Here is a 12693-nt window from a genome sequence, read left to right as displayed (position 1 = left end):
GATAATAAAAATATACACGAAAGCGGTTACAATTTCTATATAAAATTAAAACTTTTCTGATAAAATATTATAAAAATTTAATTATTAAGAGATTCAGATTCTATTTTAAGGTAATTAAGGATTTATAAGGAAAAACTCTTACGTATTATTGTAAGAGTTAACGAAGTTCTAATCTTCTCGATAAAATTGATAAACTGTAATTTACGATGAAATACATACAAGCTGCTAATATAAATGTTGGAATCATATAATTTACGTTCTGTCCGCTAATAATTTGAGCATTATGCATAAGCTCCGGCAATGATATAACAACTGCTAGTGACGTATCCTTTAATAATGAAATAAATTGGCTGACAAGCGGCGGTACCATTCTTCTCAACGCTTGCGGTAAAATAATGTTCCAAACCGTTTGGACATATGTTAATCCTGACGAGCGCGCCGCTTCAATTTGTCCTTTTTCAATAGATAATAGACCACTTCGAACAATTTCAGATATCATCGCCGCTTCAAATATCGTTAAAGCAACAATTGCGGCTGTTATAATTTCTAATTTCAAACCTGCCTCTGGAAGTGCAAAATACGTAAAAAATATAATTAGAAGAAGGGGTAAATTTCGAATGACTTCAACGATAAAGCCTAGTATTTGTGAGACGACAGGTATTTTTGTATAGCGCAAAGTTCCGATTACACTACCGATAATAAAACTAAGTACAATCGCTACAAGAGCGACTTCTAGCGTTATAAGCAATCCTTTTAATAAAAAGAGTATATGATCTCCCGTAATAGCACCTTGAAAATCCATTTACACCGCCTCCTTTGCCAAGCGTCTTTCCAAATAACGCACTAGCATACTTAGCGGAATTGTTAATACTAAATAAAACATCCCGACAAATATATATACATCAAACGTAACGAACGTCTTCGTTGAAATTAAATCTCCTTGATACATTAAATCCGCCCCAGCAATAATTCCGAGTATAGAAGAGTTCTTCACTAAATTGAGAAATTGATTTCCTAAAGGAGGGATTACGATTTTCATCGCTTGAGGTAAAACAATATAATACATCGCTTGTACGTATGTTAGCCCTGAAGAGCGCGCCGCTTCCATTTGTCCTTTCGCGACTGATAAAATACCCGCACGAATTACTTCCGCAATAAAAGCAGCTGTATAAACTGTAAGCGCAACTGTCCCTGCTACAAAACCATTGAAAGTAATTCCTATTACAGGCAAAGCAAAATAGAAAATGAATGCAATTAATACGAGTGGAATATTTCTAACAAATTCTACATAGGCAGATCCGATCCAATTCAAAATACGGATAGGTGCAATACGCATCACCGCCATAATAACCCCTAAAATAAAACTCCCTATTAGCGCAATTACACTAGACATTACCGTATATTTAAATCCTTCTAAATACATATCAATGTTGTTTGTCAAAATAGAAAAATCAGGCAAGTACAATCACCTCTTTCTTTATAAGAAGAGGATGAGCATCCCTCATCCTCTCATTCTTACTATTTATCCCGATTGGTGTAGGCTAATAATTAGTAGGAGTAAACCCCTCCCCCACTGATTACAGTTTCACTTTATTTTTCTTGTTTTTGACCGATCCATTTTTCATACAATTTATCGTATTCCCCATTAGCCTTCATATCTTTTAGTAAACTATTAATCTCTTTCGTTAAATCATCCGCACCTTTTTGAACTGCAATTCCGTACGGTTCATCCGTAAAGATTTTCCCAACAACTTCATAATTTGCATCTTGCTTTGCCATTCCGTACAATATCGCATTATCTGTCGTTAAAACATCTCCTTTGCCTGCTTTTAACGCTGTAAATGCCTCACTATAATTTTCAAACTCCAATACAGTCGCTTCCGGTGCCTTTTGACGAATGTTATTTGTAGACGTTGAGCCTTTCACAGCCAATACTTTTACATCTTTTTTCACATCATCAATACTTTTAATATTGCTTCCTTTTTTCACAAGTAACGATTGCCCCGCTTTAAAATATACATCTGAAAAATCAACTTCTTTTTTACGTTCTTCCGTAACCGTCATTGTTGCGATAATCACGTCAATATCACCATTTTTCAGCATAGGAATACGTGTTTTAGAAGTTACTTCTTTCAGCTCTAATTTATTTTCATCTCCAAGAATCTTTTTCGCAAGCGCCTTTGCTACATCAATATCAAATCCTTCTACCTTCCCGGTTGAAGGATTTTTCAATCCAAATAAATTCGTATCATTTTTCACCCCAACTACTAATTTCCCGCGCTTCTTAATTTGCTCAACAACTCCGCCTTGCTTCGTATTTGTTTCTTTCGCCTCGTCTTTTTTACTTCCACATCCAGCGACAACGAGTACGAATAAGCATGAAAATACAATTAAAGTAAATAACTTTTTCATTTTAAGCATGAAATTCCTCCTTTAATGATTTAACACCCGACTTAAAAACAAACGAGCTCTTTCTTGTTCAGGATTTGCAAAAAATTGTGCTGGTGTTGTATCTTCAATAATTTGACCTTCATCCATAAATAAAATCCTATCTGCTACCTCACGTGCAAATCCCATCTCATGTGTAACAACCACCATCGTCATCCCTTCTTTAGCCAGCGCTTTCATAACATCAAGTACTTCTCCGATCATCTCTGGATCAAGAGCAGACGTTGGCTCATCAAACAACATAATTTTCGGCTGCATCGCAAGCCCTCTTGCAATTGCTACCCTTTGCTGTTGTCCTCCAGATAGTTGATGTGGATATACGCCGGCCTTCTCCGGGATTCCTACCTTTTCTAAATAAAACATCGCTGTTTTCTCCGCTTCCTCTTTTGATACTTTATTTACTTTAATTGGCGCTAGTGTAATATTTTGCAGTACTGTTTTATGTGGGTATAAATAAAAGTGTTGAAAGACCATCCCAATATTTCGGCGCAATTCATTCATATTTGTTTTCGCATTGTGTACTTCCGTATTTTGTACAATCAATTCTCCATCAGTAATTGACTCCAATTGATTTATGCACCGAAGTAACGTACTTTTTCCTGACCCTGAAGGTCCAATAACTACTACCACTTCACCCTTTTGCACTTGCACATTAATATTTTTCAAAACTTGAAAGTTACCATAATATTTATTTACATTACGAAACTCAATCAATAAACTCCCCCCTTCCCCTAACAAAGCATGTACATTCTTTTTATATTCAAAAATAGGCAAAAAAATAACTTTCAGCCTCATTTTGCACATAAAAAAGAGCAAAGGTCTTTCCCTTTGCTCCTTCATTCCTATTCTATTAAGATACTTCTTCTTTTTTATCTTTCCCGTATTCATGCTCCCAGAAATCTGCATTTTTAATTCCTAAAGGCTGCGGATCGAATACTGGATCTTTTCCTTCTTTTTTCTGCTTTTCATAATCCTTTAATGCGATCAATGCTGGTTTTTGTAATAATAGAATCGCAATAATATTAACCCATGCCATAATTCCTACACCGATATCACCTAAAGCCCATGCTGTTGCGGCTGTTTTTACACAACCGTAGAATACAACTCCTAAGAATACAAACTTTAGTACGATCGACATCCAAGGGCGGTCTTTATCACGGTTTAAGTAAGCTATATTCGTTTCTGCAATGTAGTAATAAGCCATGATTGTTGTAAATGCGAAGAATAATAAAGAGATTGCCACGAAACCGTTTCCAAATCCAGGGAAAACAGACTCTACTGCTGCCTGTGTATAACCAGGACCTGGCTGTGCACCATTTAATTTATTGACGATAAAGTTTTTTCCGCTTGCATCAAATACGTTATACATGCCTGTAATAATCATCATAAATGCTGTTGCTGAACAAACAAATAATGTATCAATGTAAACGGAAAATGCTTGTACTAACCCTTGTTTAGCTGGATGTGATACTTCAGCAGCTGCCGCCGCATGGGCCCCAGTTCCTTGCCCTGCTTCATTTGAATAAATACCACGTTTTACACCCCAAGAAATTGCTAAACCAATGATTCCACCAAAAGCTGCTTCTAATGCAAATGCACTTTTTAAAATTAACATGAAAGCGTCTGGTAATTTTTCAATATTCATAGCTACAATTACACAAGCTACTAAAATATAACCAAGCGCCATAAACGGCACTACAACCTGCGCTACGTTAGCAATTCGCTTAACTCCACCAAAAATAATAAGTGCTAATGCCACTACTAACACCGCTCCGGATACTGAAGTATTAATGCCAAAAGCTGTTTCCAAACTTACAGCAATACTATTCGCCTGAACACCCGGTAACAGCATCCCCGTCGCAAGAATCGTTGCTGCGACGAACACTAATGCGTACCATTTAACCCCTAGTCCTTTTTCAATGTAATAAGCCGGACCACCGCGGAATTGTCCTTGATGCTTCGTCTTATATATTTGTGCAAGTGTCGATTCTACATAAGCAGAACCTGCTCCTAGAAAAGCTACCGCCCACATCCAAAAGACAGCTCCTGGACCACCAAATGCAACAGCCGTTGCAACACCCGCAATATTTCCTGTTCCAACGCGCCCTGATAATGAAAGTGCTAACGCTTGGAACGAAGAAACACCCGCATCCGATTTTTCCCCTTGAAATGTAAGCTTCACCATTTCTCCTACATGTCTTACTTGTAAAAACCTCGTTCGAATGGAAAAATATAGACCTGCTCCTAAACATAAATAGACAAGTGCGGGACTCCAAACAATATTATTTATCCAACTTACGATAGCTTCCAATATTCCCCCTCCTCTTTATAAAGAATTTTCAGAATATATAAAAATTATATAATGTATACCGAATCTATGACAATATTATTTTAATAAAACAAACATATTTTTGTATAAAAAAACAAAGTATATATTTATTTTACATACTTTGTTTTGATATGAATGTATTATATATTCACAATCGCTTCTTTCTTTATAATTCTTTCATAAAGTTGTTCTGATAATTCTCTGAAATTATCAGACATATCTTTCCCTTTAAACTTCTTTTGAAGCGTACCGTATAGGCCTATATCACGTAAACGTAAAAATAACGGTAACGATTCATACCAGCTATCCGCTAGCCTGTGCTCATATTCATAGCCCTTTCTTAACACTTGTAACTGTTTACGAGCAAATTCCGTCTTCTCATCCGCAGTCCACGTTGTAAAAAGTACAGAGTAATAAAGAACCATTGCTACATCATGTATAAAGTAATTATAAGCCGCATCATCAAAATCAAAGATTGTTAACTCTTTGCCATCATAATGAAAATTACCTGGATGAATATCACCATGCATAAGACCAAACGTCTCTTTTTCGATTGGAAGAGCTTTTATTTCATTCATTAATACAGTTGCAATCTCTTTCACTTTCTTATCTTCTAATTCGTTAACAATTGCACTCTCATCCTCTTCCCACGTATCACGGTCATCTGTTTTAGGATAATTCATTGTCAGACGATGCAGTTGTCCAATTGCTTTTCCCCATGCTTCAAAGAAAGTATCTCCCCAATAAGGCGATTCGTCTCCTTTCACTTGCTCACCTTTCGCATATACAAATAACGAAGCATAAAAAGAAGTACCATCCTCCGCTCCGATTTCTTCTACAAGGTTTTGAAATATTGAGTAATAAGGACCAGCCGCTTTCGCTCCATGCTCTGCAACATACCGTAAAAAATCTAGTTCGGCCTCTACCTCTTTTTTAGAACGATGGGAAGAATGTGTTAAGCGTAATACGTAATCTTCATCATTTCTATCCTTCGCATGAAAAATATAATTCTCAAAATCACCAAGTGGCTTTTCTTCTACTGTCACATGAAACACTCTTGCAGCTCTTGCTAAAATCTCGTTCGTAAAAACGCGTTCTACAGCTATTTCCATATGTATCCCTCCTATATATCTTCTTAATTCGACATAAATGTGAGAAGTACTGCTATGAAATTAAATAGTGCGTGGGCAACCATAGCTGATAAAATAGAATTTGTTTTCTCATATAACCATGCGAATGCTACTCCGCTTAAAAGATTCACCGGTAATGTGTTGTATGTTGGGATATGAACAACAGTAAATATTATTGAACTTATAAGCATACCGCCCCATATGCCATATCTATCACGAAAAAACGTATAAAAAACACCTCGATATAAAATCTCTTCATAGATTGGTGATATAACCGCCGCTCCAATTACCGCGATGCAGAACGAATATATTGATTTATCATTTTTGACCGTCTCCGTTTTACTATTTTCAAAAGAAATCCCCAGTTTCTCCATTATCATTAATACACCAATACTAACTACAATCAAAGAAATAACCGCTACAAATGTTCACAATAAATCTTTCCATGAAAGCTTCCGAATTCCAATATCTTTCCACGACAGTTTATATCTTTTTATGCAAAAAAGATAAACTACAAAAGTAAATATCACTGCCATTATAAGTCCCATTAATACTCCAGCATATAATGAGTTCCCTATTATTTTTAAAGCATAATCATAAAAAAGAGATTCAACTGTTACTGGAACAATCAGAAATACGAAAACAAATAAATATAAAATTTCTTTCCATCCCCACATATGTTTCAAAGTCATCTATACCATCCCCTATATTCTATTTTCTTTAGTATAAAAGATGACGCAACGTAACTTTCAATCTACTTTTTTTCAAATACCCAAAAGCATAAATTTCTCATAAAAAACAAAAATTAACAGAAGGAATTTTATTCTAAAAGAGGTGGAAATTATGACACAACCAGAAGAACAGCAAAAGAGCAAGAATCAAAAGTATATGTTTCCATCACTTTCGGAAAACATTAATTACATCGAAAACAAGCTCTGCCATTCTGATGATATAAAAAAATTAGATGTTCCCTTTCAAAATGGAAAAGGAACGATCTTATATATCGAATCTTTAGCTGATCCAAATTTAATTCACCAATTAGCTCTTGAGCCACTATTAACTCGATCTGAGCTGTCACTAGATAAAGCTTTTTCTATATTGAATATGAAAAAAGAAACGAATCTAAATTATGGTGCGCAACTTTTATTACAAGGTAAATCTTTATATTTCCATGAGCATGTCGAAAACTTTTGTATTTTTGAAACAGCTTTATCTTTAAAGAGAGATATAACAGAGCCTGATAATGAAGGGATTGTGCGCGGGCCACATACTGGTTTTGTAGAAGATTTAGCAACTAATTTAGCCTTTATTCGTAAACTCATTAAGAGTCCGAATTTAGTTGTTAAGTATTTTACAATCGGTGAAGAAATGCACACGAGAGTGGCAATTACTTATATTCAAAATTTAGCTAATGATGACCTCGTCACAGAAGTGAAAAGAAGATTAGAAATGATTAAGACCGATGCACTAATGCCTCCAGGATACATACAAGAATTTATAGAGGATACGTCTTTCTCACCATTTCCACAACAATTAAATACAGAGCATCCAGATAGAACTGCTGCTAATTTAATGGAGGGACGAGTTACTATTTTATCACATGGAGATCCAACAGCACTTATCGTTCCCGTTACATTATTTGCTTTTTATCAATCACCTGATGACTATAATAATCGCTGGATTGTCGGCTCTTTCGTACGAATGATTCGCTTAGTAAGTTTCTTAATCGCTTTTCTCTTACCAGCTATATATATCGCAACTGTCGCCTTTCATCCTGATGTATTGCCACTCGAACTCGTTTATACAATTAAAGCTTCATTAGAAAAAGTACCACTCCCTCCGATTTTTGAGGCACTCTTAATGGAATTGATTTTCGAGTTATTACTGCGCTGCTTCAATAGGAGTTGGGCATATATTCAATCTTGGAAATCATAAAAAAGCTGTTCCCATTGTTGGAATCATTTCGTTTAGTATCGCTTTATTTGTAGATACACCGGAAGAATTAAAAGTACTTGCACAATTTACTGATAAATTCACCTATATTTTTATAGTAATCTTACCTTTTTTATTTCTTCTTTATTCCTTACTCAGAAATAAGAAAGAGGCACAATATGCACAAAAAAATAATTAAATTAAGTGCAATCTTATGTGTTAGTTCACTCCTTTCTGGCTGTTGGGATCAAGAACCATTAAGAGAGGCAAGATTAGCTTTATTTAATAAAGACAAATTAACTGGACATTTACCCCTGAAACAAGCTGTTTTATTCGTGTTATTAACCGAAAAAATGGGAGAAAGAAAAAAACTAAATAAAGAATTGTCTAAACAGCTCACGAAAGAAGCTAAAAAGATAACGGAAAAGCTAATTGTGATGCTTTCGGTATTGGAAGACATCTTATCGCTTATCACCCTGATTTATGGAAGAAAAAAAATTGGAATAAAGATTATGCAAAAGTGAAGTTTAAACCAGAAGTAGAAGTAAATATTTTATATAGTGGTGTCTTAAAATAAAAAGGTTGTATGCCACTTGGGCATACAACCTTTTATTTCGTATATCGATATACAATTGATTCATAGGGTCTTAAATTAAGATTTGTAATATCCTTGCTTGAATCTTTATAATTTGATAATAATACTTCTTGTTTCATTCTATCTAATTGAACATGAACTGGTGCAGAATATGTTATTTCTTCTCCATAGAAGTTATTTATAACAAGTAATAATTCATTATTTACAGTGCGTGTATATGCCCAAATCTTAGGATGATTCTTATCTAAAACATCATATTTCCCTTCTGTAATGACATCATATGTTTTTCGAAGTTCAATTAACTTTTTATAATGATAAAATACAGATTCTTTATCATTTAATGCGTTTTCCACATTAATTTCTTTATAATTTTCAGCTACGGAAATCCACGGTGTATTCGTTGTAAAACCACTATTTACCTCTTCATTCCACTGCATTGGAGTACGCGAATTATCACGAGATTTTTGTTTTAAAATCTCTATAATCTCTTCTTTTAATAAACCTTCTTTCTGCTTTATATCATATATATTTAAAGATTCCACATCACGATATTGCTCAATAGAATGGAAGTTAGGATTCGTCATACCAATTTCTTCACCCTGATAAATGTAAGGTGTTCCTTGCAACATATGCATAGCTGTCGCTAACATCTTAGCAGATTCATTTCGGTATTTCCCATCGTTACCAAAACGTGACACAATGCGGGGCTGGTCATGATTACACCAGAATAACGCATTCCATCCTCCGCCCTTTTGCATTTCAATTTGCCAATTGGACATAATTTCTTTTAATTTAATAAAATCAAACTCAGCTTTCGTCCACTTATCACCATTCGGATAATCTACTTTTAAATGATGGAAACTAAACGTCATGCTTAGTTCATTACGACCAGGGTTTGAATATTTAATGCAATTATCAATTGTCGTAGATGACATTTCTCCTACTGTAATTACCTCTTTCCCTTCAAATACATTTCGATTCATCTCTTGTAAATATTCATGAACACGCGGACCATCCGTATAATATTTACGTCCATCACTTGTCGCAGTACTTCCGTCATCGCTTAAGAAACGTTGGTCTTTTGAAATTAAGTTAATAACATCAAGGCGGAATCCAGTTACCCCTTTATCCAGCCAAAAACGCATCATATCATATACTTCTTCACGAAGTTTTTCATTTTCCCAATTTAAATCAGCTTGTGTTTCATCAAATAGATGTAAAAAATATTGCTCTGTCTTCTCATCATATTTCCAAGCAGATCCACCAAACTTAGATTGCCAATTATTTTTTTCATCACGCCAAATATAGTAATTACGATATGGACTATTTTTATCTTCCTTCGCTTTCTTAAACCACTTATGCTCCGTCGAACTATGATTTACAACGATATCAAGCATAATTTCAATATTACGTGCCTTTGCTTCTTCTAAAAGCTCTTCAAACTCTTCCATCGTTCCGTAAGATGGATCAATACTGTAGTAATCACTTACATCGTATCCATTATCATTTTGTGGTGATTGGTATATCGGTGTTAACCAAATATAATCTACTCCGAGTTCTTTTAAATAATCTAGTTTCTCTGTAACCCCTTTTATATCACCGGTTTCTTTATTGTAATAGCTATTAAAGCTCTTCGGATAAATTTGATAAACTACACTTTTATGCCAATCCTTCATGTTTAACTTCCTCCTACTTCTGTTTTACTCGTTTGGCAAATAACCACGTTAACGTAAATGGGATTACAACCGCGATAATCATTCCGACAATAAACATTGGAATCGATTTCGGAATGATAGAAATAAATGCTGGTAATCCGCCAATTCCGATAGCCGGTGCCAATACACCATTTAATGTAATGAATATCGCCGCTATAGCAGAGCCAATAATCGCTGCATAGAACGGGAATTTATTTCGTAAATTCACACCGAACATCGCTGGCTCTGTAATACCGAAGTACGCTGAAATTGCTGATGTCGATGCCATACTTTTATCATTTTGATTTTTAGAAATCCAGAACATCGCAAGTGCCGCACTACCTTGTGCAATGTTAGAAAGAGCAATCATTGGCCAAATGAATGTACCACCGTGCTGTGCAATTAATTGTAAGTCGATAGCAATAAACATATGATGCATACCTGTAATTACTAGCGGTGCATATAATGCTCCAAACAATATTGCTCCAACTACTGGTACTGTTTCATATACACCTACTAATCCAGCTGTTAATAAATCTCCAATATGACGTGTAACTGGACCAATAATTCCTAATGCTAACACACCTGTTACGACAATCGTTGTAATTGGTACAACTAATAATTGAATTGCATTTGGTACATGTTTCTTTAAGAAGATTTCCACTTTACTTAATATGAATGCTGCTACTAAAACCGGTAAGATTTGACCTTGATACCCTACCTTTTCAATTTGAAATAATCCTAAAATATCGAAGTACTCAATCTTTTGTCCATCTAAACCAGTCGCTGCTTTTCCATAATCCCACGCGTTTAATAAGGCCGGATGCACAAGCATTAATCCCATAACAATCCCTAATATTGGACTGCCACCAAAACGCTTCGTTGCTGACCAACCGACAAGTGCTGGTAAGAATACGAATGCTGTATTCGCCATCATATTAATTAAATCCCAAAGCCCACTTAAGTTTGGATATACATCTAATAAATTTTTACCTTCAAAAAATAAGTCCTTCGCCCCTAATAGATTGTTAATTCCCATTAGTAAACCAGCTGTTACGATTGCTGGTAATATCGGCATAAATACATCTGAAAATACTTTTACAAACTTTTGAGCTGGATTTAACTTTTGATTTCCGGAATCTTTCACGTCAGCTACTGTCGCTTCCTTCATACCTGCAAGCATTATCAATTCGGCATATACTCGATCAACATCTCCTGGACCGATTACAATTTGAAATACCCCAGCGTTATGAAACGCTCCCTTCACTAATGAAACAGACTGCAATTTATCGTTATCTATTTTACTTTCATCTTTTAAAGCGATACGGAGTCTCGTTACACAGTGCGCAGCTTGTTCAATATTGTCTTTCCCACCAATATACTGCAACACTTCCTCTGCTGTTTTACGATAGTCTTTCCCCATATTCCCGTCCCTCTTTTCTTTTTTTGATACCGTTTACAATTACATATTAACTCGTATATATAAGTTAGTCAACACTCGTATATACGAGTTTATGTTTTTTTATAAAAAAAGAGATGAAACAATAGTTTGTTCCATCTCTTTACTTCCTCCGTGCCACATCCGAAAAATGAAAAATATCTAGACGGTGGCGTGATTCCGTATATTCGAACTGACTTCCATCATAAAAATGCGTAAAGTTTTTCACAACGACAACATAGTCTGTTCCATTTAAATCTAAATACTTTCTATCGTCCTCTGTACATGGCTGCACTTCAATTACCCTCTGTGAGTAACTAATATGAAGACCTAGTTCTTTCTCAATGTATTTATAAATGGACTCCGCTGCAATTTCACTCGTTAATCCAGGAATATATTCCGATACAAAATGATTGATATCCAAAATTACTTTTTCTCCATCAATATTTCGTACGCGTTTAATATGATCTATTTCTGTTTTCTCTTTCACATTTAATAACTTTGCAACCTCTTTTGTCGCTTTTACTTTCTCCATTTCCACGACTTCTGTAATACAATGGCGTCCTAAACGTTCATTTTCTTCTTGGAAACTTACAATACCACCAAAGTTGAATTCAATGTTTTTTCGCTTTAAAACAAAAACACCTTTTCCATGTATTTTTTGAACATATCCACGCTCTTGTAATAAATCTACAGCTTTTCTTACCGTACCTCGACTTGCTTCATATTGCTTCATTAATTCAGTTTCTGATGGGATTTTGCATCCCTCTTTTAATTGTTTATTATCAATAGACTTGCTGATTGCTGTATAAATTTGTTCATACTTACTCATCATCTACAATAGCCCCTTGTCACCTTCTAATTCTATATGTATTATACCATGCTACACTCTTCTGCCAATCTCTCACTTATTTTCCAGTATAGGAAAAATACAGGTAAATATTTAATCTCTAAAACGTATTTTTATAAAATTTTTTATATTTTTCTTTTCATTCAAAAAAACATGTAGTATACTAACTTCAAAATCAGAGGAGAAAGGGAGCAAAGAACTATGCTTACTTATACAACAATTGTAGTTACATTTGCACAAAAACATCATCATCATACGTAACCCTTGAAACCTAGCG

At 34.9% G+C, this 12693-nt stretch carries 9 protein-coding genes and 3 pseudogenes; 2 read left to right on the top strand and 10 right to left on the bottom strand.

What is annotated here, in order from left to right; translation table 11 throughout:
- Nucleotides 1-157: 157 nt before the first annotated feature.
- From U860_RS0119440 to U860_RS33790, 7 genes and pseudogenes are all read right to left on the bottom strand, one after another.
- Nucleotides 158-802 carry an amino acid ABC transporter permease gene (locus U860_RS0119440; protein ID WP_025149806.1) on the bottom strand — a complete coding sequence of 215 codons (645 nt, stop codon included), beginning with the start codon at nt 800-802 and terminating at the stop codon, nt 158-160.
- Entirely contained in the window at nt 803-1459 is a 657-nt protein-coding gene (locus tag U860_RS0119435; protein WP_025149805.1) for an amino acid ABC transporter permease, read from the bottom strand.
- Between the two features lie 131 nt (nt 1460-1590).
- Complete coding sequence (gene glnH, locus U860_RS0119430) at nt 1591-2421, bottom strand: glutamine ABC transporter substrate-binding protein GlnH (RefSeq protein WP_025149804.1); 831 nt, start codon at nt 2419-2421, stop codon at nt 1591-1593.
- 12 nt (nt 2422-2433) lie between these two features.
- Nucleotides 2434-3354, bottom strand: a complete 921-nt coding sequence (locus U860_RS31790) for an amino acid ABC transporter ATP-binding protein (RefSeq protein WP_033795459.1) — start codon at nt 3352-3354, stop codon at nt 2434-2436.
- Nucleotides 3299-4759 (bottom strand): alanine/glycine:cation symporter family protein, encoded by a 1461-nt coding sequence (locus U860_RS0119420; RefSeq protein WP_025149802.1) that lies wholly within the window; start codon nt 4757-4759, stop codon nt 3299-3301. Before U860_RS0119420 ends, U860_RS31790 begins: the two co-directional genes overlap by 56 nt.
- 158 nt (nt 4760-4917) lie before the next feature.
- A complete protein-coding gene (locus U860_RS0119415) occupies nt 4918-5889 on the bottom strand; it encodes a phosphotransferase (RefSeq protein ID WP_025149801.1) in 972 nt (323 codons plus the stop codon).
- A 23-nt stretch (nt 5890-5912) separates the two neighbouring features.
- A pseudogene (locus U860_RS33790) lies at nt 5913-6599 on the bottom strand (type II CAAX endopeptidase family protein).
- A gap of 151 nt (nt 6600-6750) precedes the next feature.
- Between U860_RS33790 and U860_RS31780 the strand changes: the two are divergent.
- Nucleotides 6751-7791, top strand: a pseudogene (locus tag U860_RS31780) (spore germination protein); the annotation flags it as partial.
- Between the two features lie 320 nt (nt 7792-8111).
- A pseudogene (locus U860_RS31775) lies at nt 8112-8416 on the top strand (Ger(x)C family spore germination C-terminal domain-containing protein); the annotation flags it as partial.
- A 32-nt stretch (nt 8417-8448) separates the two neighbouring features.
- Here the strand turns inward: U860_RS31775 and treC are convergent.
- The 3 genes from treC to treR all read right to left on the bottom strand — a co-directional run bounded on the left by treC (nt 8449) and on the right by treR (nt 12401).
- Nucleotides 8449-10110 carry an alpha,alpha-phosphotrehalase gene (gene treC, locus U860_RS0119395; protein WP_025149799.1) on the bottom strand — a complete coding sequence of 554 codons (1662 nt, stop codon included), beginning with the start codon at nt 10108-10110 and terminating at the stop codon, nt 8449-8451.
- A gap of 13 nt (nt 10111-10123) precedes the next feature.
- Complete coding sequence (gene treP, locus U860_RS0119390) at nt 10124-11551, bottom strand: PTS system trehalose-specific EIIBC component (protein WP_025149798.1); 1428 nt, start codon at nt 11549-11551, stop codon at nt 10124-10126.
- A gap of 139 nt (nt 11552-11690) precedes the next feature.
- The gene (gene treR / locus U860_RS0119385; RefSeq protein WP_025149797.1) at nt 11691-12401 is read right to left on the bottom strand and encodes a trehalose operon repressor; all 711 of its coding nucleotides are present in this window, start codon (nt 12399-12401) and stop codon (nt 11691-11693) included.
- Between the last annotated feature and the right edge of the window lie 292 nt (nt 12402-12693).

Source organism: Bacillus sp. H1a (genome assembly GCF_000633475.1).
Taxonomy (GTDB): domain Bacteria; phylum Bacillota; class Bacilli; order Bacillales; family Bacillaceae_G; genus Bacillus_A; species Bacillus_A paramycoides.
Note: the sequence above shows the minus strand (reverse complement) of the source record. Positions and strands in the feature narration are given on the sequence as shown.

What these genes read in the sequence shown, in the direction of transcription:
- U860_RS0119440 (WP_025149806.1), bottom strand. Translation starts at nt 802, where the DNA reads ATGGATTTTCAAGGTGCTATTACGGGAGATCATATACTCTTTTTATTA.
- glnH (WP_025149804.1), bottom strand. Translation starts at nt 2,421, where the DNA reads ATGCTTAAAATGAAAAAGTTATTTACTTTAATTGTATTTTCATGCTTA.
- U860_RS31790 (WP_033795459.1), bottom strand. Translation starts at nt 3,354, where the DNA reads ATGCAGATTTCTGGGAGCATGAATACGGGAAAGATAAAAAAGAAGAAG.
- U860_RS0119415 (WP_025149801.1), bottom strand. Translation starts at nt 5,889, where the DNA reads ATGGAAATAGCTGTAGAACGCGTTTTTACGAACGAGATTTTAGCAAGA.
- treC (WP_025149799.1), bottom strand. Translation starts at nt 10,110, where the DNA reads ATGAAGGATTGGCATAAAAGTGTAGTTTATCAAATTTATCCGAAGAGC.
- treP (WP_025149798.1), bottom strand. Translation starts at nt 11,551, where the DNA reads ATGGGGAAAGACTATCGTAAAACAGCAGAGGAAGTGTTGCAGTATATT.
- treR (WP_025149797.1), bottom strand. Translation starts at nt 12,401, where the DNA reads ATGATGAGTAAGTATGAACAAATTTATACAGCAATCAGCAAGTCTATT.